This is a genomic window from Petralouisia muris, from assembly GCF_004793545.1.
GTDB classification, from domain to species: Bacteria; Bacillota; Clostridia; order Lachnospirales; family Lachnospiraceae; genus Petralouisia; species Petralouisia muris.
The window spans coordinates 13,894-37,160 of sequence record NZ_SRYA01000048.1; the positions used below are offsets into that span (position 1 = coordinate 13,894).

At 44.4% G+C, this 23,267-nt stretch carries 21 protein-coding genes; 1 reads left to right on the plus strand and 20 read right to left on the minus strand.

Annotated elements, in window-relative coordinates:
- Nucleotides 1-6: 6 nt before the first annotated feature.
- The 18 genes from E5329_RS19535 to E5329_RS19620 form a co-directional block, all read right to left on the minus strand.
- Nucleotides 7-1,857 carry a SpoIIE family protein phosphatase gene (locus tag E5329_RS19535; protein WP_135991040.1) on the minus strand — a complete coding sequence of 617 codons (1,851 nt, stop codon included), beginning with the start codon at nucleotides 1,855-1,857 and terminating at the stop codon, nucleotides 7-9.
- A gap of 206 nt (nucleotides 1,858-2,063) precedes the next feature.
- On the minus strand, nucleotides 2,064-2,414 hold the full coding sequence (locus E5329_RS19540; protein ID WP_135991041.1) for an FtsB family cell division protein: 351 nt from the start codon (nucleotides 2,412-2,414) through the stop codon (nucleotides 2,064-2,066).
- A 100-nt stretch (nucleotides 2,415-2,514) separates the two neighbouring features.
- Nucleotides 2,515-2,988 (minus strand): spore cortex biosynthesis protein YabQ, encoded by a 474-nt coding sequence (gene yabQ / locus E5329_RS19545; protein ID WP_275443498.1) that lies wholly within the window; start codon nucleotides 2,986-2,988, stop codon nucleotides 2,515-2,517.
- Nucleotides 2,988-3,272 (minus strand): sporulation protein YabP, encoded by a 285-nt coding sequence (gene yabP / locus E5329_RS19550; RefSeq protein ID WP_135991043.1) that lies wholly within the window; start codon nucleotides 3,270-3,272, stop codon nucleotides 2,988-2,990. The genes yabQ and yabP overlap by 1 nt, the downstream gene beginning before the upstream one ends.
- Before the next feature lie 82 nt (nucleotides 3,273-3,354).
- Nucleotides 3,355-3,594 carry an RNA-binding S4 domain-containing protein gene (locus tag E5329_RS19555; protein WP_135991044.1) on the minus strand — a complete coding sequence of 80 codons (240 nt, stop codon included), beginning with the start codon at nucleotides 3,592-3,594 and terminating at the stop codon, nucleotides 3,355-3,357.
- Nucleotides 3,595-3,792: 198 nt separating this feature from the next.
- Nucleotides 3,793-4,068, minus strand: a complete 276-nt coding sequence (locus E5329_RS19560; RefSeq protein ID WP_135991045.1) for an HU family DNA-binding protein — start codon at nucleotides 4,066-4,068, stop codon at nucleotides 3,793-3,795.
- Nucleotides 4,069-4,177: 109 nt separating this feature from the next.
- Complete coding sequence (locus E5329_RS19565; protein WP_135991046.1) at nucleotides 4,178-5,911, minus strand: phospho-sugar mutase; 1,734 nt, start codon at nucleotides 5,909-5,911, stop codon at nucleotides 4,178-4,180.
- A 232-nt stretch (nucleotides 5,912-6,143) separates the two neighbouring features.
- Nucleotides 6,144-7,403, minus strand: a complete 1,260-nt coding sequence (locus E5329_RS19570) for a PEGA domain-containing protein (protein ID WP_135991047.1) — start codon at nucleotides 7,401-7,403, stop codon at nucleotides 6,144-6,146.
- A 12-nt stretch (nucleotides 7,404-7,415) separates the two neighbouring features.
- Nucleotides 7,416-8,411, minus strand: coding sequence for a CotS family spore coat protein (locus tag E5329_RS19575; protein ID WP_135991048.1), 996 nt, complete (start codon nucleotides 8,409-8,411; stop codon nucleotides 7,416-7,418).
- Nucleotides 8,412-8,483: 72 nt separating this feature from the next.
- Nucleotides 8,484-9,821 (minus strand): CCA tRNA nucleotidyltransferase, encoded by a 1,338-nt coding sequence (locus E5329_RS19580; RefSeq protein ID WP_135991049.1) that lies wholly within the window; start codon nucleotides 9,819-9,821, stop codon nucleotides 8,484-8,486.
- Between the two features lie 9 nt (nucleotides 9,822-9,830).
- Nucleotides 9,831-10,268 carry a GatB/YqeY domain-containing protein gene (locus E5329_RS19585; RefSeq protein WP_135991060.1) on the minus strand — a complete coding sequence of 146 codons (438 nt, stop codon included), beginning with the start codon at nucleotides 10,266-10,268 and terminating at the stop codon, nucleotides 9,831-9,833.
- A 12-nt stretch (nucleotides 10,269-10,280) separates the two neighbouring features.
- Nucleotides 10,281-11,543: a C40 family peptidase gene (locus E5329_RS19590; RefSeq protein ID WP_168356697.1), complete on the minus strand. Its 1,263-nt coding sequence runs from the start codon at nucleotides 11,541-11,543 to the stop codon at nucleotides 10,281-10,283.
- Nucleotides 11,544-11,733: 190 nt separating this feature from the next.
- Nucleotides 11,734-14,088: a leucine-rich repeat domain-containing protein gene (locus E5329_RS19595; RefSeq protein WP_135991051.1), complete on the minus strand. Its 2,355-nt coding sequence runs from the start codon at nucleotides 14,086-14,088 to the stop codon at nucleotides 11,734-11,736.
- 202 nt (nucleotides 14,089-14,290) lie between these two features.
- Nucleotides 14,291-15,850, minus strand: coding sequence for a DUF3794 and LysM peptidoglycan-binding domain-containing protein (locus tag E5329_RS19600; RefSeq protein WP_168356698.1), 1,560 nt, complete (start codon nucleotides 15,848-15,850; stop codon nucleotides 14,291-14,293).
- Nucleotides 15,851-15,923: 73 nt separating this feature from the next.
- A complete protein-coding gene (locus E5329_RS19605; RefSeq protein ID WP_135991053.1) occupies nucleotides 15,924-16,172 on the minus strand; it encodes a Veg family protein in 249 nt (82 codons plus the stop codon).
- A 196-nt stretch (nucleotides 16,173-16,368) separates the two neighbouring features.
- A complete protein-coding gene (locus E5329_RS19610; RefSeq protein WP_135991054.1) occupies nucleotides 16,369-17,025 on the minus strand; it encodes a type II toxin-antitoxin system VapC family toxin in 657 nt (218 codons plus the stop codon).
- On the minus strand, nucleotides 17,022-17,201 hold the full coding sequence (locus tag E5329_RS19615; RefSeq protein WP_135991055.1) for a hypothetical protein: 180 nt from the start codon (nucleotides 17,199-17,201) through the stop codon (nucleotides 17,022-17,024). Before E5329_RS19615 ends, E5329_RS19610 begins: the two co-directional genes overlap by 4 nt.
- A gap of 3 nt (nucleotides 17,202-17,204) precedes the next feature.
- Nucleotides 17,205-17,816 (minus strand): hypothetical protein, encoded by a 612-nt coding sequence (locus tag E5329_RS19620; RefSeq protein WP_135991056.1) that lies wholly within the window; start codon nucleotides 17,814-17,816, stop codon nucleotides 17,205-17,207.
- A 185-nt stretch (nucleotides 17,817-18,001) separates the two neighbouring features.
- On the opposite strand from E5329_RS19620, the gene E5329_RS19625 reads away from it, so the two are divergent.
- Entirely contained in the window at nucleotides 18,002-19,180 is a 1,179-nt protein-coding gene (locus tag E5329_RS19625; protein WP_135991057.1) for a DNA polymerase Y family protein, read from the plus strand.
- A 61-nt stretch (nucleotides 19,181-19,241) separates the two neighbouring features.
- On the opposite strand, the gene E5329_RS19630 is transcribed toward E5329_RS19625, so the two are convergent.
- Both E5329_RS19630 and E5329_RS19635 read right to left on the minus strand, forming a co-directional pair.
- The gene (locus E5329_RS19630; RefSeq protein WP_135991058.1) at nucleotides 19,242-20,999 is read right to left on the minus strand and encodes an ABC transporter ATP-binding protein; all 1,758 of its coding nucleotides are present in this window, start codon (nucleotides 20,997-20,999) and stop codon (nucleotides 19,242-19,244) included.
- A gap of 164 nt (nucleotides 21,000-21,163) precedes the next feature.
- The gene (locus E5329_RS19635; protein ID WP_135991059.1) at nucleotides 21,164-23,023 is read right to left on the minus strand and encodes an ABC transporter ATP-binding protein; all 1,860 of its coding nucleotides are present in this window, start codon (nucleotides 23,021-23,023) and stop codon (nucleotides 21,164-21,166) included.
- Nucleotides 23,024-23,267: the final 244 nt, after the last annotated feature.

The window sequence follows — 23,267 nt, forward strand, 5'->3', positions numbered from 1 at the left end:
TCACCGCTATTTTTCCCAAATTCCTGTTACCAGCACCGTCATATCATCCGGCACCTTTCCCGCAGTAAACAGCAAAATCCTCTCCAGCGCCTGCTTGGCCATCTGTTCCGGATTATTTGTCTGAATGTCTTCCAGAATTTCCTGAAATGTCTCCTCTGGCGCCGGCACATACAAATCATCCAGTACGCCGTCCGTTACCTGAATCACAAAATCCCCGCTTTGAAGCTGACGGCTGGTTCTGTCAATCTCAAGCTGATGGAACATTCCTGCCGGAAGGCTTCCGGAAGAAATGCATTCCACTTCTTCGCCCCGCTTGATAAAGGTGGCTGCCGCACCAATTTTATAAAACTCGCATATTCCTGTATACAAATCCATGGAAGCCAGATCTACCGTAGAGAAAATCCCCTCCTCACCCTGAATTACCATGGCAGAGTTCATCATCCGGATGGCAGTTTCCTTTCTGAATCCGGCTTCCAGAAACTTCTCTATTAACTCTATCACCATTTCACTTTCCTTACAAGCGCGAATTCCAGAACCCATTCCGTCTGACAGGGCCATCACACTCTCTCCTCCGTCCAGTTCCAGAAAAGAAAAACTGTCTCCCGATACTTGGGCCTCATCCTTCGTCAGCCTTGCCACCCCCTGCAGCGTGTGGAACAAGGTATCCTCTTCAAAAGTCAGAAAGTTTTCTTCCTTTCCCACCATGGATCGGACGTACTTTCCAGGAGCCATATCCCGGTGAAGCCCCTGGCTAACCGCCTTTGCCAGTTCTTTTACTGGAACGCAGTTTCCCCATTTGGAGCATGCCCGCATCTGCAGCGATAATTTTCCATTTCTTCTCTCATAGAGACGGATCTCCCTTGCCGCAATTCCCCGTTCCTTCATTCTGTATTTTACAGAACCCAGCAGTTTCCCCTCCCGTCTGCTGATATCTTTGTATTCCCTGGCGCAGTCTTCCATAATGTAAGCCATGGCGTCCAATTGCTCTGCAATCACCCCGCGGTTTTCCAGCAGGCGATTATACCATGCAAGATTCAGCTTCGCTTTCTCAAAAACCCCTACCGCTTCTTCTATAATACTGTCAGAATAAGGACAGTAATCTGCCAGCTCCTGATGCACCTCTTCCTTTGCCCCGCCCCGCTTCTCTATGGAATGAAACAGACGGTAAAAAACCTCAAACATCGGGCTGTTTTCTTCCTGCCAGCAAATGGCGCACTGGTCGCAGGACATACATATTTTTCCTGCAATTTCCTGCTGCATTTTCCCCATTTCCTCCGGCTCAAAATTATTTTTAAAGCTTTCCATCTGAGAAAAAATCTGAGACAGTCCGTTAAAAGACCTGGCGTACGTCTCCAGCTTTTCTCCATGCTCCGGTGCAATCTGACTGATTTCCTCTTTACGGCCAAAGGAAAAGAATCCCCCTTCCATAAATTGGTGGAGGATGGGAGTCAGCGCCAGAACCATTCCAAATACAAGCACAGATTCCAAAATCCCCATCCATACAACCGCCCGGTTTCTCACCTGCAAAAGCTCCCCCGCGATGGCAACAAGAAATAAACTCAGAGCCGCCCCGCCTGCTCCGATATAGGTACGGCAGCTTTTGTAGGCCCATTCCACCAGCCTGATTACCGCTGCCGTTACCAGAAGCGCTACCGTGTATTTTGCCATAGCCTGCACCGGGACAAACAGCGCCATCCCAAAAATACTGAATATCAGCAGCAGGGTACGGTTGACCTCTTCTAAATAGCAGGCGGTAAAAAATCCCGGGATCAGCGGATAGCACCCTGCAAAAGCTCCTTTTGACACTGCCATTGCCAAACCGTATAATACAATTTCTTTCCATCTTGTCTGTTTCATTTTTCGTCCTCCTTTTCTGTTTGGCCATTCCTTCCATGCCAAACGTGCAGGAGTTATTATAAAAAGAAGCGGCTGAAATGTTTGTCAAACCCGGGACAAGTTTTCAAAAACTTTTAGACAAAAAGTCCCTTAGAACCACTGCTTTTGGCGATTCTAAGGGGCTTATGTGTTTTAGGAAATTCATATGAACGGTTCATCCTCGGGATTTATTTCCCGGAGGATTTCTTCTCCTTGAAAATAATCTCATTGGGATAAACAAGTCCTAATTTCGTCTTAGCCACCTGCTCTATGTATTCTTTTGTATTCACATATTTCTCATATTCCTTCAGTTCTTCTTTTCGCTGCTCTTCCGATTCCATCTGCGCCTGCAGCTCTGCTTCCTGGGTAAGATAAGACTGATTCTTATGATACACGGATGTAATCTGAACAGACATAACGCCAATTAAGGTCAACACAATCAACGTGATGCATATCATACTGGACTTATTCTGCTTTCTTCTCCTGCGCATTCTGGTTCGCTCTGCGCTTGATTTGCGCGCTTTCTCACGTTTTCCCATGTTACTGCCTTTCTCTGCACCGGTTTTTCGCTTTCTGCAGCCTGACTGCTTCTAAATCCGGCGCTTGACTTCACTCAGCCTGCTTCTAAATCCGGCGCGTCTATAATTTACATAATCCTATTCTAACTGCTTTCCATATTTTTTTCAATTGTTTTTTCCAAAACCGTAAGACTTTTTTCAGCATCTTTTTCAAATGTCCCAGAGGCCCTTTCAGGATACGGGCTGTCCACACCAGGGGCCTGCCTACCAGAAACAGAATTTTTTCTAAGAGAAATACGCTTCCTTTTACTACCCAGGCGCTGAGCAAAAGATTATAGATTAACATCCCAACCAGAACGCCGCCTATCACAAATCCCCGGATATAGCCGCTGTTCTCCCGGTACAGCATGGCAAAGAGAGCAATGGCGCTCCCAATCCAAAATAACAGGTCTTCCGCTCCCGTCACCCAGGCTTTATGGGAAATCAGCCTTCTCATAATTCGAAGCAGATCGTACACAAACAGAAGTATCATTCCGGTAAAGAAAGAGGCCAGCAGCACATCTGCTTCCTTTATAATCCCTGCGCTTACCTGCATCACTTAAACAATCTTCCCAGGAAAGATTCGCCTTGCTTTGCGGAAGATTTCACATCTGAATAGGTAAAACTGTCGATTTTTCCTTCAATGTCTATCTCTCCCTTTTCCAGTGTCAGGCGGTTTACGTGAAGATCATTTCCCTTTATCATCAGCATTCCCATTTCCGTTTCCAAGAGGATTTCTCCCACATCAAAGGAAAGCACGTCAATTACGCCATTCAATACTCCGTTTTTCCGGTTGGATATTACAATCTTATGACTGCCTCCCGCCGCTCTTTCTTCCATATAAAAACCTCCTTCCATATTTCCGGGACCATATGGATGTCCTTTTTAAATATATGAAGGAGGCTGGATTTTATGCCTGCAATTAGAGATATTTAAATAATTCTTTCGCTTCTTCCTTCCTGCTGGTGTCCTGTACTGCCAGCACTTCTACTTTTACATTTTTGGTTCCGAAGCCAATCTCGATCTCATCGCCCACTTTAACATCCTGGGACGCTTTCGCCACTTTTCCATTCACGGACACTCTGCCTGCATCACAGGCTTCATTTGCCACAGTTCTCCGCTTAATCAGACGGGAAACTTTTAAATATTTATCAAGCCGCACTTTTTCCTCTCCTCTCTCAAAATAGAATCCAGCTGAAAAGCCCTGAGTTCTTTGCTTAGGAACTGTTCAGAAATAACTTTTATATAGTGCGCAGAATTTTTCTTCGATAGCGCCGTTTAAAAATCAGGCGCATAACTCATATGGAAAGAGGACTCTCTGCATCTATCCCAGAGAGTCCTCAATAATGTCATAAACTGACTACGCATTAATTAAATCTTTTAACGCTTTACCTGCCTTAAATTTCGGCGCTTTGGAAGCCGGAATTACCATCTCCTCACCACTCTGTGGATTTCTTCCGGTTCTTGCCGCACGTTCGGAAACTTCAAAAGTACCGAATCCAACCAACTGAATCTTCTCTCCCTTTTTCAGTTCTTCTGTAACTACATCAGTGAATGCCTTTAATGCCTTCTCAGCATCTTTTCTGGACAATTCCGTTTTCTCAGACATCGCTGCAATTAATTCTGCTTTGTTCATGACAAAATTCCTCCTCTGGATTCTATTTAAAATTATTGTGGCCATATATCTGTCAAAGTAATTTCTTTTCTTTATATCCTAAACCACATATTTAAGGATTATATATGTTTTACAGCATTTTGTCAATCATTGCAAGCACTTCTTTCCCTAATTGTTCAGATTTTTCATCGGCATCCGACAAAGAAGTTCCTTTTACGCCATAGTAGAACTTCACCTTCGGTTCTGTTCCGGAAGGTCTTACACATACCCATGCGTCCTCTGTCAGGTCATAATACAGCACATTGGAGGAGGGAAGCCCTGTTGGCGTTACCTGTCCGTCCGCCATATTCTGAATGGCATCCTTCTTGTAATCCCTTGCAGATACCACCCGATATCCTCCGATTTCCCTGGGCATATTCTCTCTTAAGGTATTCATGATCTCCTGAATCTTTTCTAATCCTTCGATTCCCTTTAAGGTAATCGCCTTTACATCATCCTTGTAATAGCCGTAACGTTCATACATAGCAATCATGGCGTCCCACAAAGTCATGTTTTTCGTTTTGTAATATGCAGCTGCTTCACATAAGGTCATGGAAGCCACTACCGCATCCTTGTCCCTTGCGTAAGTTCCTGTCAGGCAGCCGTAACTCTCTTCCATGCCGAACAGATAAGTTCCTTTTCCGGTGTTCTCAAATTCCAGAATCTTCTGGCCGATAAACTTGAATCCGGTCAATACCTCAATCAATTCAATACCGTAGTATTTCGCAATGGCGTCTGCCATATTGGTGGAAACAATGGACTTTACAAAAGCCCCATCCGCCGGAAGTCCGTCCTTCTCTTTTCTCTGGCTGATGACATAATCACCGATGAGACAGCCTGACATATTACCAGTAAGGCTGTGATATTCTCCCGTTTGGGAATCCTTCACATAGACGCCAAGACGGTCAGCATCCGGGTCTGTGGCAAGGATCAAATCTGCATCTACTTCTTTGCCAAGCTTTAAACCTAACTGGAACGCCTCTTCCGATTCCGGATTGGGATAGCTTACGGTTGGGAATTCCCCATCCGGCAGCTCTTGCTCCGGCACCACGTAAACATGCTCAAATCCAAGTTCCTTCAGCACACGGCGCACCGGAATATTTCCAGTTCCATGCAGCGGGGAGTATACAATCTTCATGTCCTTTGCCACTGCATCAATGCAGTCCTGACGCAGAACCAGGCTCTTTAACTCTTCCATATAAGGATCGTCGATATCTTTGCCGATAACGGTATAAAGTCCGGCCTTCTCTGCCTCTGCCTTGTCCATAGTTTTCACTGTCGCATAATCGGTAACCTTCTTCACCTCATCCATAATTCCCTTATCATGGGGCGGGGTAATCTGAGCGCCGTCCTCCCAGTATACCTTATATCCATTATATTCAGGGGGATTATGGCTTGCAGTAATGTTGATTCCTGCAATACATCCCAGCTTGCGAACTGCATAGGACAATTCAGGGGTCGGCCTTAAGGATTCAAACACATACGCCTTAATCCCGTTCGCTGCCAGGCACAGAGCCGCTTCATCTGCAAATTCCGGTGACATTCTTCTGGAATCATAAGCAATTGCCACACCCTTAGCCTGTCCGTTTACTGATGCAATATAATTCGCAAGTCCCTGGGTAGCCTTGCGTACCGTATAGATGTTCATACGGTTTGTTCCAGCTCCAATGACACCGCGAAGCCCTGCGGTACCAAATTCCAGATCCATATAAAAACGATCTTCTATCTCTTTTTCATCTTCTGCAATTCCTTTTAACTCCGCTTTGGTTGCTTCATCAAAATATGGGTTATTTAACCACTCCTGATACATTTCTTTGTAATCCATTCTAATCCTCCTCGTTTATGTTTCTGCAGCGCTGCGGCGTCCGGCCGCATTGATTTCATGCAAACTGCATGGATAAAAACCTGCTGCTTTTATCATACTTCAAGAGGGGGAATTTCTCAACTGTTTTTTGGAAAATTCCGGGGTAAGGAAACGTTTTTTATACAGGAGACAGATGTCAATGAAAAACTGCCCGCAATGACCTGTGCAGTAAAATATAAAAAATCTCTGTCCCTTATTGCCTTGTGGCGTTGCCGCTGGTTACGTTGCTGCTGTTATTGTTGTTATTGTTGTTATTATTATTGTTATTGCTGTTATTGTTGTTATTGCTGTTATTATTGTTGCTGTTACTATTATTATTATGATTGTTGTTATTGTTGTTATTGCTGTTATTGCTGTTATTGCTGTTACTGTTATTATTATTGGCGTTACTGCTGCTGGGGGGGTTGGCTGTGGAAATCGTCTCGTCCGAACTCTTATCCGTAAGCTTAATGGTTAACTCTGCTGTCTTGGAGTTTACAATGAGAATCTTGCTCCATTCCTCATAGCCTTCCGCTTTGGCAGTCAGACGGTGGGCGCCGTAGCGGACTTCCACTGCATGGCTGATATCTATTTTCTCCCCGTCCAGATAAACCTCTGCATTTGCCGGTTCTACTTTAAACTGAATCTGGCAGGACTTGGGGCCTTCGCCCTTTAGCTCGTTCAGATCCACGGTGGTTTCCTGGTTTGCTTCCACAGTGATCTCCCGGCTGCCGCCGTAGCCGTCATTGGCAACTGCCAGAAGATACGTTCCTTCCGCCACTTCAATCCGCATCTGGGGCACAATCTTCATTGACAATAAATTGCCAATCGTAATGTAGCCTCCCTGAAAAATCTCGGCGTTCTTCAGGGCTACCGTTCCATGGCCTGCCAGCACCTGAATGGTATAAATCTGCCTGTCAATCCCCCGCAGGCAGATGGTGTCCTGCTCGCTGATTTCCGACAGAGATATCTTGCTGTTTCCGTGATAGGCAGCTACTTTATCATCAAAAAAATAGGTGCTGCCGCCTACGCTTAAGGTCTGCTTTGTCAGATCCAGGGTGAAATGATACAGATCATCATAAGAAAATACCTCTTCAGAAATCTGAACGTTTACAAGGGTTTCGCCCCTTCGTTCCACTGTCACCAACTCTCCCACGGAAATCTGGCTTACCGTCAGATTATCTCCGTATTTCCCCTTGAAATAAGTTGCGCCGGTATAATTAAAGGGCTTCTCTCTTGTGGTATCCCAGTCCTGCAGCGTAATCATGCTTCGCTCTGTGTCAATGGCTGTCACTACATAAAGCTTGTCGGTTTCTTTCAGTATTTCCACCTCTTCAATAAAGCCCTCCTCTTTTTCTCTTCCGTTCAGGGATTCTCTGCCGTCTGTAAGTTTGCTTCCAGACTCTTTGCATCCGGCCAGCAGTAATCCCAGCAGAGCCGCCAGTAAAATCATATAAATATTTTTCTTTTGCATCTTAATTCCTCCTCAGGCTTTTTTCCACATCAAATGCAGGAAGCTTTCCCTGGCCTCATTCTGAGAAATGAACTTCTCAAGTTTTTCCAGATTTCGTCCGCACACCCAGGCTTTGCTGGTATTAAAATAATGATTTGCAATTTTCCAGAATTTTTCCGGATAAGCAAGGCGGATATAAAGCTGCTTCATCTCCTGCTCGCTTAAAGCTCTGACTTTATGGTAAGCGCTCAGCATATCCATCCCCAGGCCCATATTCCAGTTATGCTTTTCCAGAATTTTGCGCATAAAATTTCCAAGATCCGACGCCTGGATATCATAGGATGCTTTTTCAAAATTCAGCACTGCAATTCCCTGTCTGGAAAACAGTACATTGTGTTGGTTGTAATCTCCGTGACAGATACCATAGACGCCTTCTTTTTCTCCATCCTCTTCTCTTTTTTGCTCCTGTTTCTGCAATTCCACCACTTCCAGGGCCTCTTTGTAAAATATATCATAGCTTTTCAAAAACTCCATCTCAAAATCTGTTTTCTTTTTTCTGGAAAAAATGAAATTGCGGACTTTTTTCAATTCTCTCGTATGTCTTTCATTTTCTTCCAGCAGAGTATGATCCCTTACCTGAAGATATTCCGGTATTTCCTCCGGAAATTCCCTGAGTACATTATGTATATCGGCTAACTGCCGGATGGACTTTAAAATATCATCCCTGCTCTTGGTATCACATTCCCTGCCTTCATACCAATCTCTTACCATATAGGCAGTTCCGTCCGCATCTCTGGCTATGGTTTTGGCGTCCCCGGTCTTTACAATACAATCAATCCGTTCTTGTCCATGATTCTTCAAAAACTGCAGCAAACCATACAGGAAATCCGCCCTGCCCTCGGAGCCTTTATATTCTTTTAAAATCTTCAGACCTTTATCCGTATCACAAATCAATGCGCCTCTTCCTTTTACTGTCTGTCTCACTTCAAAAGGATATTGTTCCAAAATCAGATTTTCTCGATTATACACATAAACCCCTCCACCATGATATTCACAGGATTATTTCCTGTGTCTTTCTATCATATGTGAAAGGGTCGGATTCTATTCTGGTTTTCTTGCCGTTTTCAGCAATTCCAATAATTTTTCTTTGGTATTGTCCTCCGGAACATTCAATACGTGCTTTAACATCCATTCCAGCACTGCTCCCAACTCTTTGCCGGGCTTCATTCCCAGCTTTATCAGATCATCGCCTTTTACCGCAAGCTCCTTTAAGGTCAGGCACTGCTTTTTGTCCATAATCTCCTGATAAATCCGCTGATATTCTGCAAGGTACTCCAGCTTCTCCTGCCGTTTGTATTGATTTTTCGCAAGCGTATCCGCAAGCTTCACTTCAAAAAGAGCCGGATAATTTTCCTCTCCAATTTGATGAATGGCATGTCGGATGTTTGCTTCCTCTAGCAGCGGCCTGTGATCGTGCCAGGTAATCAGCGCTGTGACTTTGGCTATGGTATCATTGTCAAATTTTAACCGCTGCAGAATCTCTTTCGCCATCTGCGCCCCCGCCTGGGGATGCCCGTAAAAATGATACACGCCCTCTTCGTCCTGGGTCCTGCACACAGGCTTGGCAACATCATGCAGGAGCATTGTCAGACGCAGAACCTTATCTTTTCTGATATGCAGCAAAGCTTCTATCGTATGTTCTCCCACATTATAGCAATGATGCAGGTTATTCTGAGGCGTCGTCATCATTTTATCAAATTCCGGTAAAATCACACGGGTTATTCCCGTTTCATACAGCGTACGCATCTTTTCCGGATGGTCGGAAACCAATAGCTTTACTAATTCTGTCTGAATTCGCTCCGCACTGATTTCGGCAAGATTATCCGCCAGACGGGGAATCATTTCCCTGGTTTCCTCTTCTATAGCAAATCCAAGCTGGGCCGCAAACCGCACTGCCCGCATCAGGCGCAGGGCGTCCTCCATAAAACGTTCCGCGGGATTGCCTACACAGCGGATCTGCCTGCGCTTCAAATCCCCCATTCCGTCAAATGCGTCCACCAATCCATCCTGCTCATTATAGGCCATTGCATTGATGGTAAAATCCCTCCGTCTTAAATCTTCGATTAAGTCTGAGGTAAAAATAACTTCTTTTGGATGCCTCTTATCTTCGTATTTTCCGTCAATCCGGTAAGTCGTCACTTCGAACCCTTCTCTGTCGCAGAGCACGGTAACTGTCCCATGCCGGATTCCTGTATCTACAGTTCTTGGAAAAAGCATTTTTACCTGCTGCGGGGAAGCAGAGGTTGTAATATCCCAGTCTTCTGGCATACGTCCCAAAATGGAATCCCTCACGCATCCTCCCACCGCATAAGCTTCATATCCTGCCTCTGTCAGTGTATCTATAATAAACTTTACTTTTTCCGGTAACTGTATTATCATATCAAACTCCTATTTGCACAAATCTGCCACTACCTGATTAATTACTTTGCCATCTGCTTTGCCTTTTAATTCTGCCATAACGGCTTTCATAATCTGGCCCTTGTTCTTGGTAGCAACCACTTCTGCAAATTTCTCCGTGATATAAGCCCTTACTTCCTCTTCTGACATCATGGCCGGAGCATATTCCTTGATAACGTCATGCCGCAGCTGATATTCCTCCAGCAAATCTGTCCGTTCCGCCGGACAGGAGTCAAGCTGCTCCTTTGCCGTCTTTAATTCCTTCAAAATCACCCGATCCACCAAAGATTCCGGAATATCCTCCCGGCAGCCCTCATCAATAGCCGCTTTCTTCACAGCGGAAACCAATGCGGAAATTGCATCCTTTCTGCCTTTATCCTTAGCCTTCATGGCTGCTATCATATCATTCTGTAATGTCTTTATCTCCATCATTCATCCTCCTTATAACACTCTGCGCACCGTAATAATCGGCCGATAGGTTGCATTATCATAAGCTACAATTCCGTACGCAGTTCCCTTGGCGTGAACAATCTGACCGTTGCCCATATAAATTGCCACATGTCCGGCGTAACAAATCAAATCTCCCGCCTGGGCGTTGGAATAGCTAACTTCCTGTCCCACAGAACGCTGGGAATAGGAATAACTGGGAATGCTTATCCCAAAATGCGCATACACATAACTAGTAAATCCACTGCAGTCTGCGCCGGTATTGGGATCTTTGCCGCCCCATACATATGGATTTCCCACAAAATTCATTGCATAATTGACCACTGCGCTTCCGCTTACCCCTGTGCTGTATCCCGGGTTCTTATTTCCCCCGCCGCCGGAATTGCTGCTGTCAGAGGAACTGCCGCCGGAATTACTGCTGGCAGAATCACTGACATTGCTTGCGCCGGAATTGCTGCTGGCTCTGCTGGCAGCCGCTGCGGCCGCTGCAGCGGCTGCAGCACGCTGTTCCGCTTCTCTCCGCTCCCGTTCAATTCGTTCATTTTCCTGAGCAATAATGGTATCCTGTGCATTAATGGTATCCTGATATTTGGCTGCCAGCTCCTGGGCTGCTGCCAGCTTGGTCTGGAAATCTCCTACCTCATCCTTCTTCTGGGCTATGGTTGTCTCAAAATTTTCCCTTGCCACCTGATATTCCTGATGCTTTACCTCCAGAGCCTGAATCTCTTCTTCCTGCTGCTTCTCTAACGCTGCCACCTGCTCCTTGGTGTTCTGGTATTCTGTCAAAAGCTCTCTGTCATAAGAATAAACTTCGTTGACATATTCTACCCGGTTCAAAAGATCTGCAATGCTTCCAGATTCCAGCAGACTGGTCAGCATGGCGGTGTCTCCCTTTTCATACATAAAGCGAATCCGCAGCTTCATCGCCTCATACTGATTCTGCTCATCTATTTTTGCCTGCTCCAAATCTGCCTTAGTCTGTTCTAACTCATCTTCTTTAACTGCCAGTTCTTCCTCTAATGTGGACAGCTCTATCATAACGTTCACTAATTCTGCGTCCAATGCATTAATTTCACTGCGCAGCTGTTCCTGCTGTTCCTCGATCTGGTTAATCTCACTCTGCTTTGACTTTAAATTCGCTTCCGCCTCTTTTTTCTTCTGTTCCGCATCGGACTTCTTGTCCGCCATAGCTACGGAAAATTGTGACATTCCCATGACAATTACCAGTACTGCTGCCAACAGTCTCTTTCTTCTCATGCAAATCTCCTTTCTGAATGACCTTTCTATGTATTTGCAGGCAGGCATAACTCTTCTGCCTGAATTTCTCGTACAAGGTGATTATAACATCATCTTTCTCCGATAGCAACCGGAGAACATTTGTATTTTTTGTAAAATTTTGCGGACAGCAGAATTTTTTCGTTTCCGCTGCCCGCTTGATATCTTTCTTTTACTTTTTCGTTTTTACCTGTTTAGTTTTAGACCAGTCAGAATACATCTTCCTGGATTTGTTATTGATTTTCACCGTCTTATAGGTGCGGATTCTAATATAATACTTCTTATTTCCTGTCAGTTTGCTGACTGTCTTGCTGGTAGTTTTGGTCTTCTTTACCAGAACTGTCTTGGTGGTTTTCCTGGTAAAGTTCTTGCTTGTAGAATATTGAATCTCGTATCCGGTCGTCTCTTTCGCCTGTTTTTTCCACGCCAGGGCAAAGCCTTTGGATTTCTTTGTCACCTTCGTGATAGTAGTCCCTTTGGGATAAACCTTATAGCTTCTGCTTACCGTTCCCGTGTAGTCTCCCTGGAAGTTTATTTTCACATTGTAAACTCCCACTGCGGCTTTGCATTCGGAGAAATCCACCGTATAGTCCTGTCCGTCTGCCAGTTCATTTCCTTTTCTGTCCCTTACCAGCACAGAGGGCTTATTTACGTTTCCGCTCCATTCAAATTCTGTGTCGGAAAGCTTCACCTTTTCCACTCCTCTGATACTTGATTTCTCTCCCTCTTTTCCGCAGACCTTACAGATATCCCGGATGATTCCGTCTTTCTTAAAAGATGCTTTACGCTCCGCCTGTTCCTCAAAATCATGTCCCAGGGCTGGGGTATCTTTTATATACTGATGACCGCATTTTCCGCAGACACAATGCACTGCTCCGCCGACTCTGCAGTCGGCCTGCCGCAGCAAGGTTTCTTTATAATTATGGCTGCAGTTTTTTGTGCTGTCCGGCTCTTCATCCTTGGGAGGAGTTGGCATTGGCGTGGGAGTTGGGGTAGGGGTTGGCGTGGGGGTGGGATCGGTTGGATTCTCTGGGTCTGGCGGGGTTGGCGTGGGGGTGGGGTCAGGCTGTTCAGGTTCCGGCGGATTTTTATCCGGAAGAGGATCCCCTTCATAAATATAAGGAATATTTTTTTCTTGTGCGTATCTCTCTCCGGCGCTATCCTTAATTACTATCATCCAAAAATCCTTATCTCGGTAATAGCTCAAATCATCCCTAATCGTCTTAACACTGGCCGGCACCTTCAGATACTTTCCAGCCCGATTGTAAATCGAATACGCTTCTGCAACCTCTACTCCATCTGGAATTACCATCATCTCCCGTCCGTTTGGCGCGGCAATTATCCTCTTCCCTGTCTTATCCAGGATAAATCCATCTTTGGACATAATCTCAGGATTATCTTCTGCCACTACAAATTCCTGGATAGAATTGCAGCTTTCAAAAGGACATCCCTTCCATATTCCTGTTGAATAGCTTGCAGGAATTGTAAGCTTGGTTAAACCATCGCTTCCTAAAAATCCGCTTGGCGCAATCAATGTAACAGTGTCAGGCATCACATACTCTCCCTGCTTTCCGCCCGGATATGTGATTATGGTAGTTTTATCCTTGTTATATAAAACATCATTTTCCACCACGCAATACGTTCCTTCTCCGTTTGCAGCGCGCATAGTAATCTTAGACAGGTTTCTGCAATATATAAATGGATTACTCTCCGGCACTTCCAGTCCCTGGGGCAGTGAGACCTCCGACAAATTCGTCTGGGAGAAGGCTGCATTCCCTATTGTCTTTAACGTATCAGGAAAATTAACGGTTGTTAGATTGATGCTTTCTTCAAATACGCTTCCTTCTATCGTTTCCAATCCCTCCGGTAATTCCAGAGACGTCAAACTGGTGCATTGATCAAATGCACTTCCTCCAATTTCCTTCAGCCCTTCCGCCAGCGTCACCTTCTCCAGGCTGCTGCAGGCAATAAATGCGCTTTTCTCTATCCGTGCCAAGCTGCCTGGCAATATTACTTCTTTTAAACTTTCGCAGCTGGAAAACGCTCCTTCTCCCATACTCGCAAGTCCCTCCGGCAGTACTGCCTGTTCCAGCTTTTCACAATCTGTAAAAGCATTCTTCCCAATACTTTTCAGACTGCTTGGCAACACGATTTCCGTAAGCTGCCTGCAACGCGTAAAAGCCATATCTCCGATTTTCTCTAGCCCTTCCGGAAGCGTTACTTTCGTCAAATTAGGGCATTCTGCAAATAGTTCAGAACTGTTGCCCTTTTTTCCTACCGCTGTTACCTCTTTTCCATTAATTGCAGCAGGAATACGGATTTCTGTACAGTCTTTCGCCCACTCATGGATTCCTGTAACTACATATGTGTCCGTTTCCCTGTCTATTTCTAAATAGAAATCATTGGCTGCTTCCGCAATACTTCCTGACGTCCCAGAAATTTCCTGCCCATAAGCTTCCATCGGCGGCAATCCGGAACAAGCCAATACTGCCGCCATCCAAAAACATAATATTCTTCTCCACTTCATCTCTTTCCCTCCTGCCTGACATTCATCAGCATACTGTATTTTGTAAAATATTACTTATATTTTAAGCCAGAAACCGGAAGATTTCAAGAGAATTTCAGGAGATATAAAATTTATAGTGTAAATAATTTTTCAAACACGCTCTAAACTCCACGCTGCCCAAAAGCAGGGCTGGCAAAAAGTCATCCTTTTGCCAGCAGTTCCTTTATCCCACAGTTTTGATAATCAGTATCTTATCTCCTCCTTTAATTTGTTCCGACGGAAGCTGGTTGGTTGTTACAATTTCTGAAATCGTCGTATAGTTTTCCTTGGCAATATTCCAGAGCTTATCTCCATCCTTAGCTATGTAACCAATAATTCCTGGGCTTTCCTGCAGTTCTTCCATATTCAAAGGCTCCTGTTCCACCTCTGTAATCTTGTGCACCTTCTGCTGCTCAAACACAATGCAGTTTAATCCCAGCACTGCTTTCACTTCCACCTGGCTGCTGTCTGTCATCACGGTGGTAAGTTGATCGATTCCCGTCTGCAAATGATACCGGCAGCTGTCATTAATTCCGGGGACCTCAATCAGATAATGGAAGGGAAGAATATCCTTCATGGATGCAACCGGCATTCGATCATCTGCTGTCACATACAAAATATTCATCTGCAGGGTTCCTTCTACCTGAATTCCTCCTTCTACAATTTCTGTCTGCTCTACCACTGCATTTCCCTCGCTGGCGCAGATTTGCAGAATAGGCTCCTGATTTTTATCCAGACTCATTTTCTCCACAATCTTACATTTGGAAGCATTGCGCAGCAGCAGCTTTTCAAAAACAGACTCCTGATACACCGGCGTCAGTTTTTCATTGGTGGCATACAGATCTGCCACAATCCGGTCTTCTTCCTCTGTAAATACCTGCAGTTCCAAATCCAATACCAGCTCTAAATGGAGCATGCGTTCTTCTCCGTCGTAATCCGGCTTAGCTTCCAGTTCTATCCCTGCAATATCATAGGAAATATCGCAGATCATATCATCGCTGCATCCATTGCATTCAATAATGCCTGTAAAGGGCAGGGCAGTTTCCATCCACTGTAAATGTTCTTCTTCCTCCTCTCCTTCATATAGAACAAACACTAATGCTTCTCCCTTGATGTTCAGCTGCCCGTCAAACAAACGCATTTCCACACTTCGAAGCTGCACGCTTTTCCACAATACCTGCCGGATATTGGGCTTATTGGAAGGCAGGACAATCTCTTCTTTAAACCGATAAGTATCTTTCTTTGCCAAAAACAGCTGCATGGCTGACAGTTTATCCTCCAGAAGCTGTATACCTCCTTCCCGTTCTGCCCCTGTAATCACATCTTCATCATAAATTTCATCTATGACAGCCTTCAGCACCACCAAAGCCTTCACGCTGAGCTTTCTGGAATTGATAATTCCTATGGATAAATCTTCCATTTCCCAGCTCATCCTGGCGGTATCGTACTCATTGGCCCCATCGATGGCAAGACTTTCCTGAAAGGGAATTTCCCCGTTCATGCTGTTTATCTTTCCTTCCTCCTGATCACTGCGGTACAGCAAAGAAAATTTCAGCACGCCTTTCAGCCATACGTGATCCTGGGTAATGGTGGTTTCATCCAGCCTGATTTCTCCTTTATCCAGAATAATCCGTATCAAATCCGGTTTGGTATCTGGTACATTAAAATCATCATCCAGTGTAATCTGTGTCACAGCTTTTCCTTTTTCCCGGTTCATATGTATATATTTTTTCGATAATTCCAAAATAAAAACGCTCCAATCCTGAATATTTGTACATTTTATTCCGAATTGAAGCATTTTATTCATTTTACTTTCATTAGCATAATTTCATTCTGATATCCCTTGTCAACACATCGGCATAACTGAAAGAAAGTAACTGCGGTGGATTTTTCTCATTGTCATCATCTACCAATATGGTAAAAACCGACGGGTAGGCTCCTTTGATAACTCCTTCCTGAATGTCAACCCTGTTGCGGCCCCTGTCCAACTGAATCATGACTTTGTTGCCCAGCTGTCCTGATACAGATGCACGGACTTTGTTAATATCTGCCTGCTGTACTGCCATTCTTTCCACCTCTATTCTATTTCTTTCTCCGGAACATTCCCTGCCGTTCTGTCTCAGGCAAAGCTTTGTCCGCGGGGCAGTTCCATAAAGAAACTGATGTTTCCTGTTCTGGTAACACTTGTTTAGTATACCACCGTGTTAAAATATTGTCAAAGGGAAATGTAAGATAAAATTCGACAGGAAATTCGGACCTGGATTAATACTGATTTGGGTCAAATTCCAGATAAACATTATTTCTTCCGATTTTTTCTCTGATATATTTTTCATTTTGAGGCACATAAATATTGTCATTATCCAAAGCAATAAAATCTCCATCTGCCGTCAGAAATGAATTAATTCCATACTGCCTTGCAATATAAACATGCTTTGCATCGTTCGTCCCAAGAATATTTCCAGATGCATCCCGTATTTTTAACATTTCTTCAAATGCCTCTGTATCAGTCTCATATTCAAGGAGATCACTGCTTGTCCGAATAATATGTAGCAATTGATTTTGTGAAATTTTGATGTCAGTAAGAATTTCTGGATGGGCACGATTAATTAATTTCTTCAGTTTCTTCTGATTTACTTTTCCGTGCTCTTTCGCTTGTGATAGATAATTTTCCGCATACTGGTCATAAAAAGCCTTTTCATTCACATGAACTGCTTCAGATAAAACCATTTCCGAGTGATACAATGTTGTATTATTATTCAAGCAGTCACTCATAAACTCTTTCATCGGGTTATAAGAAAGATTTCCATTATAAACAGCAATCCATGCACTTGTATCAACATACAGATCTGATGGAAAACTGTCAAAATCTTTATAAGCGTTGCCACGTTTTTCCAATGTAAATATTGATGCCTGATTCAACGGTAATCCCCCCTGAGTTCCTTAAGATTCTCCATCCTTTTCTCATTTATTGCGGGCTCCTCCTCAATAGAAGAAAACATTTTTAAAAAAGCTTCCTTCCGTTCTGCCTGCGGATAACTATAAATTCCCATAGGAACATATCCCGTTTTCTCCCTTGGCAAAGTAAGCCTCTTCATATCTTATCTCCTTATTACACTATAACATCCGTCTCGCTCTTTATCCATATTGCTCTGCACATCATGCAACATATCTTCAATTGTCCCTTTTTCCGATTTATTCAACACCCACTGATAATAATATTTACCCACATCTGATACTAATGGCTCTATCTTAAATTCACCGAACAATTCACCACTATTCACCAGAAAACGGTATCCCACACCGCAAATATCATCATCCAAAGGCATAAATTTTTCCTCAAAAAACTGCTTACTCTCAGCATGAGAATTATCAGTGTCTGATATTCCCTCAATATTCACCAAATATTGATTCTCATCATCAATGAGTAATGCATTCAGCACAGTTGAAAATTGAAGTTGTATAGCTTCGATATCAAACCCATCCTCCAAATGTGAAGCAAAAGTAATTTGCTGGGGTTCAATTAAAAGATTTTTCTTTCCGTTAACTAATGATATAGCCGCTACATGAAGCTCTGACATAATAAGTTTTGCATTTTTAAATTGACTTTCCCTTAAATTCTCAATAATTGCTGATAATTTCTTCTCAGACAATTGCCCCATAACATATGGTATCGTGATTCTCAAATCACACCATTTTATATCTTCTTTCATCCTATCCCCTTTCAATCTTTCACCTTATAATTTTCTTCTATTATATGCTATTTTCCCTGAAATTACAATTATTTAATTTAAAATTCCCATAAAATACCGCTTCCAAACAGAACAAACGTATGGTATAATTTACCATAAGGAGGGATCCTGATGGTTATTATCACGATACGCTGCGAGGTGATCCAATGGACCAAAAATTAATTTTCCACATTGACGTTAATTCCGCTTACCTTTCCTGGACTGCGGTTGAGAAACTAAAAAACGGCGACGCCCTTGACCTGCGGGAAATCCCGTCTATTATCGGCGGAGACATGGCCAGCCGCCACGGCGTAGTCCTGGCCAAATCCATCCCTGCCAAGGCATACCATATCACTACCGGAGAGCCAGTCGCCCATGCTTTGCAGAAATGCCCCAACCTTCTGCTGGTTCCTCCGGACCACAAATTGTACGATTCTTACAGCAAGCGGCTGATGGAACTTCTGGTTACCTTCTGCCCCAGAATTGAACAGGTCAGCATTGACGAATGTTATATGGATTTTACCGGATACGAGAAACCCTACGGCAATCCGATTACCGCTGCCTGCGCCATCAAAGACGCCGTGCGGGACGCTTTTGGCTTCACCGTTAATATCGGCATTTCCTCCAATAAGCTTCTTGCAAAAATGGCCTCTGATTTCCAGAAGCCTGACCGTGTCCATACCTTATTTCCGGAAGAAATTCCTGCAAAAATGTGGCCCCTTCCGGTCCGGGATTTATTTATGGTAGGAAAATCCTCTGCCGCCACATTAGAAAAAATGGAGATCCGAACCATCGGAGATCTGGCCCGGACAAATGTGAAAATTCTGGAAAGCCATATGAAAAGCCATGGACGATTGATCTGGGAATTTGCCAACGGCATTGATGATTCCCCAGTTCACACCGAAGAAAGCGAACTGAAATGTGTGGGGAATTCCACTACCCTCTCAAGAGACGCCGAAACTGCAATGGAGGCAAAAGAGACGATACGCTCCCTCTGCCGCCAAGTTTCCTCCCGGCTGAAACGCTATCACCAGCTTGCCGGCATGGTCAGCACAGAAATCCGTTACGCTTCCTTTGTGCGGGTCTCCCACCAGATGCAGCTTCCTGCTGTTACAGATGAGGAATCAATCCTGTACCATCATGCCTGCCTGTTGTTTGATGAGCTTTGGAACGGAGAGCCTATCCGTCTTCTTGGAGTGCGAACCTCCAAATTGGCTGCCGAACCAGAACCAGTGCAAATGACATTATTTGACCTGCCCAAAACCCAGAAAGAGCTGCGGGCAGAAAAAGCCATGCAATCCATTCAGGAACGGTTCGGGAAAGATGTGATTAAAAAAGGATTCTAAAGGGCAAACTGGCTGTAATAAAGCTCTGCATAATCCTGAGTAAACACTGCAAAAGGATACTTTAAAGGGCAAACTGACTGTAATAAAGCTCCGAATAAAATCCTTTCTGCGCCAGCAATTCTTCATGGCTGCCCTGTTCTAAAATATGCCCGTCTTTCATAACAAGAATGATATCCGCTTCCTGTATGGTGGACAGCCGGTGGGCCACAATAAAGCTGGTGCGCCCCTCCATCATCTTTGCAAATGCGTTCTGTATTTTCATTTCCGTTCTGGTATCAATGGAAGAGGTTGCTTCATCCAGAATCAGCATAGGCGGCAGGCAGAGCATCACCCGGGCAATGCACAAAAGCTGCTTTTGCCCGGCAGACAAACTCCCCCCTTCCTCGCCGATCACAGTATCGTACCCTTTGGGCAGACGCTTAATAAAACTGTGGGCATGGGCGGCTTTAGCAGCCGTTACCATTTCCTCCTGAGTGGCGTCTGGCTTGCCCATCACCAGATTTTCCCGGATAGTTCCTGCTTTCAGCCAAGTTTCCTGCAGCACCATTCCATAGCTTTCCCGCAGACTTCTTCTGGTAACTTCCCGAATATCCATTCCCTCTACCTGAATACTGCCCTGATCTACATCATAAAACCGCATCAGCAGATTAATAACTGTAGTTTTTCCACATCCGGTAGGCCCTACAATCGCTACCCGCTGCCCAGGTTTCACCTGCAGATTAAAGTCCTCAATCAGTTTCTGCTCCGGCTCGTAGGAAAAATACACATGTTCCAGATTCACATTTCCCCTGACATCCGCCAAAACTTTTACATGTTCCGGCTCCGGCGTCTGAGGCTCTTCTTCAATTAAACGGAAAATCCGTTCCGCGCAGGCCAAAGCATTCTGCAGTTCTGTCACCACTCCGGAAATTTCATTAAAGGGCTTCGTATACTGATTGGCATAACTGAGAAAACAAGAAAGCTGCCCCACCGTCAATACGCCTCTCATGGCAGAAAAAGCTCCTGCCAATCCTACCCCTGTATATACCAGACTATTGACAAACCGGGTACAGGGATTGGTCAGAGAAGAAAAAAAGGTTGCCTGCAGAGACGCCTTTTCCAGTCTGCCATTGATTTCATCGAAGGTTTTCAGCACATCCTCCTCCTTGGAAAAAGCCTGCACCACCTTCTGGTTTTCTATCATTTCATTAATTAATGCAGTCTGTTCACCCCTGGTTGTAGACTGCAGCATAAACATGGAAAACGTCCGCCTGGCAATAAAGCTCGCCACAAACAGGGAAACCGGCGTAATAAGAACAACCACCAGCGTAATTTTCACATTGATGGACAGCATAAACAGCAGCGTTCCCAAAATCGTTACCAAACCTGTGAACAACTGGGAAAATCCCATCAACAGACCATCTGCAAACTGATCCACATCTGCAATGACCCGGCTCACCAGTTCCCCATGAGAATGTCCGTCGATAAACTTCAAAGGAAGCACTTCAATTTTGGCAAAAGCTTCCCTGCGGATATCTTGAATCACTTCATAAGTAATCTTATTATTACACACATTCATCAGCCATTGGGCCAATGCCGTTACCCCGGTAATTACTCCGATTCGTCCCAACAACCGAAAAATAATCGGAAATTCCACCTTTCCTGGCGCCAGAATATGGTCGATAACCTGCCCAGTCACCACTGGAATATAGAGGGTAGAGACTACAGTTGCCACTGCGAAAATCAATGACAAAATAAGAAAAATCTTATATTTTTCAATATATTTCAACACTTTTTTCAAGGTTCCTGCCTGATGTTTTTTCTTTCCCTTTTCTTTCATGGCTGCCTCCCGCCGTTTCCTATACCCGTGAGCGAAATGATTTGCCAACAAGTTTTCGCTATTTTAAGAAAACAAGCAAATCATTTGGCAAATAAGTATGCTCTTGAGTATAAATTCCTATTTCTTCCTAATTCTTCAGATTTATTCTCCTTCATGGCTGCCTTTTATTGCTTTTTATACTGGGATTCATAAATCTCCCGATACACTCCGCAGCTTTCTAATAATTGCTGGTGGGTGCCAATACCGGCCACTTCTCCATCCTCTAATACAATGATTTTATCTGCATGCTGGATGGAAGAGGTGCGCTGAGAGACGATAAATACTGTGGGACTGCCTTCCATTTCCCGGATGGATTTACGCAGTTTAGCGTCAGTGGCGTAATCCAACGCCGACGCACTGTCATCTAAAATAAGAATTTCCGGTTTGCGCACCAATGCTCTTGCAATGGTCAGCCTTTGTCTCTGCCCGCCGGAAAAATTCTTTCCTCCCTGTTCCACAGGAGCATTCAGACTGCCTTCTTTCCCTTCCACAACTTCTTTTGCCTGAGCAATTTCCAAGGCCTCATACAGTTCCTCTTCTGAAGCGTCTGCCTTCCCCCAGCAAAGATTTTCCCGTATGGTTCCTTTAAACAACACGGCGCGCTGCATGACAATTCCTACTTTCTGACGCAGCTCCTCCAAAGGATACTCCCGCACGTTTCTTCCATTGAGCAATACCGCCCCGCTGGTAACATCGTAAAATCTGGGAATCAGATGCACCAGCGATGTTTTGCCAGAACCGGTACCGCCGATAATTCCAATGGTCTCTCCCTTCTTCACAGAAAAATCAATGTCTGACAAGCTTTCTCCGCCGGCTCCCTGATAAGTCAGGCCCACATGAGCAAATTCCACTGCAGGCGTCCCCGTTTGATTTTCCGTTTCCAATTGTTCTGTTCTGTTTCCTGTTTCACCAATTGATTGCTCCGTGCTGTCTCCAACTTCTCCACCGGAATATTCCAGCGGGCTTCCATCTGCAGTTCTAAAATCAGATGACAACGTCCCCCCGACAGAATGTTCCAGTTGGTTTCCATCTGCAGGCATACTGCTCTGAATTTCCAAAATAGATTCCACCCGGTTTCCGCATGCCACTGCTTTCGTAATGGTTACAATTAAATTGGCAAGCTTAATTAATTCCACCAGAATCTGAGACATATAATTTACCAGCGCCACCACTTCCCCCTGAGTCAGGCTTCCGGCGTCCACCTGGACTGCACCGGTATACAGAAGAAGAATCGTAGCGCCATTGATGATAACATAAGTAACCGGATTCATAAATGCGCTGATTTTCCCTACATGATTCTGCATGGAAGTCAGGCTTTCCAATCCTTCCTCAAATCTGGCCTTTTCTTCCTCTTCTTTATGAAATGCACGGATTACCCGGGCGCCAGTCAGATTTTCCCGAGTAATGCCCAGCACTTTGTCCAGACGTTCCTGAACCTTCCGGTAAAGGGGAATGCTAACGGCCATCACTCCAAAAACCACCAGAGACAGCAGCGGAATTGCAACTGCAAAAATTAAAGCGGCTTTCCAATCAATAGTAAACGCCATAACCATGGCCCCAAACACAATAAACGGGGAGCGCAAAAACAGCCGCAGCACCATATTGACCCCAGACTGCACCTGGTTGATATCACTGGTCATTCTGGTAATCAGGGTAGCCGTTCCTTCCTGATCGATTTCCGTAAAAGAAAAACTCTGAATATGGGCAAATAACTGATGACGCACCCTGGTCCCAAATCCAGCTGCCGCCTTCGCTGCAAAATATTGAGCCGTCACAGAACACAAAAGTCCAATCAAGCCCAACGCCACCATAACCAGACACATTTTCAGAATATAGCCGCTGTTTTTGTCTGCAATTCCAACGTCTATCATTGCCGTTACCACCAAAGGCACAATCAGTTCAAAGGATGCCTCCAGCATTTTAAACAGCGGGGCAAGAATGCTTTCTTTTTTATAGTCTTTTAAGTATACCAGTAATTTTTTCATAATCTCACTTATCCTGTTTTTCTATGTTGCTGCGCTGCCTTTATCGAGCATTGCCTGCAGATAAAGCTTACAGTTATCAGAATTTAATTTCCCTTTTTTATTGATTTTCTGCTAAAAAAGGAGCCTTTTTCAGTATATACAACAGTATTTACACTGTCAATGACTTTATACGGAAAAGGCTGATACATCGTAAACGGTAGATAGTGGGTACCTATACAAAACTGGAGCAAACCTGTATGATAGA

Excerpts from the sequence above, each read along its gene's own strand:
- yabQ (WP_275443498.1), bottom strand. The coding sequence starts at position 2,988 with ATGCAGGTAAGCGCAGGGATTATAAAGGAAGCAGATGTGCTGCTGGCC.
- E5329_RS19590 (WP_168356697.1), bottom strand. The coding sequence starts at position 11,543 with ATGAGAAGAAAGAGACTGTTGGCAGCAGTACTGGTAATTGTCATGGGA.
- E5329_RS19595 (WP_135991051.1), bottom strand. The coding sequence starts at position 14,088 with ATGAAGTGGAGAAGAATATTATGTTTTTGGATGGCGGCAGTATTGGCT.
- E5329_RS19570 (WP_135991047.1), bottom strand. The coding sequence starts at position 7,403 with ATGCAAAAGAAAAATATTTATATGATTTTACTGGCGGCTCTGCTGGGA.
- E5329_RS19620 (WP_135991056.1), bottom strand. The coding sequence starts at position 17,816 with ATGAAAGAAGATATAAAATGGTGTGATTTGAGAATCACGATACCATAT.
- E5329_RS19560 (WP_135991045.1), bottom strand. The coding sequence starts at position 4,068 with ATGAACAAAGCAGAATTAATTGCAGCGATGTCTGAGAAAACGGAATTG.
- E5329_RS19635 (WP_135991059.1), bottom strand. The coding sequence starts at position 23,023 with ATGAAAAAATTACTGGTATACTTAAAAGACTATAAAAAAGAAAGCATT.
- E5329_RS19630 (WP_135991058.1), bottom strand. The coding sequence starts at position 20,999 with ATGAAAGAAAAGGGAAAGAAAAAACATCAGGCAGGAACCTTGAAAAAA.
- E5329_RS19585 (WP_135991060.1), bottom strand. The coding sequence starts at position 10,268 with ATGGAGATAAAGACATTACAGAATGATATGATAGCAGCCATGAAGGCT.
- E5329_RS19540 (WP_135991041.1), bottom strand. The coding sequence starts at position 2,414 with ATGGGAAAACGTGAGAAAGCGCGCAAATCAAGCGCAGAGCGAACCAGA.
- E5329_RS19535 (WP_135991040.1), bottom strand. The coding sequence starts at position 1,857 with ATGAAACAGACAAGATGGAAAGAAATTGTATTATACGGTTTGGCAATG.
- E5329_RS19615 (WP_135991055.1), bottom strand. The coding sequence starts at position 17,201 with ATGAAGAGGCTTACTTTGCCAAGGGAGAAAACGGGATATGTTCCTATG.
- E5329_RS19625 (WP_135991057.1), top strand. The coding sequence starts at position 18,002 with ATGGACCAAAAATTAATTTTCCACATTGACGTTAATTCCGCTTACCTT.
- E5329_RS19605 (WP_135991053.1), bottom strand. The coding sequence starts at position 16,172 with ATGGCAGTACAGCAGGCAGATATTAACAAAGTCCGTGCATCTGTATCA.
- E5329_RS19565 (WP_135991046.1), bottom strand. The coding sequence starts at position 5,911 with ATGGATTACAAAGAAATGTATCAGGAGTGGTTAAATAACCCATATTTT.
- E5329_RS19580 (WP_135991049.1), bottom strand. The coding sequence starts at position 9,821 with ATGATAATACAGTTACCGGAAAAAGTAAAGTTTATTATAGATACACTG.
- yabP (WP_135991043.1), bottom strand. The coding sequence starts at position 3,272 with ATGGAAGAAAGAGCGGCGGGAGGCAGTCATAAGATTGTAATATCCAAC.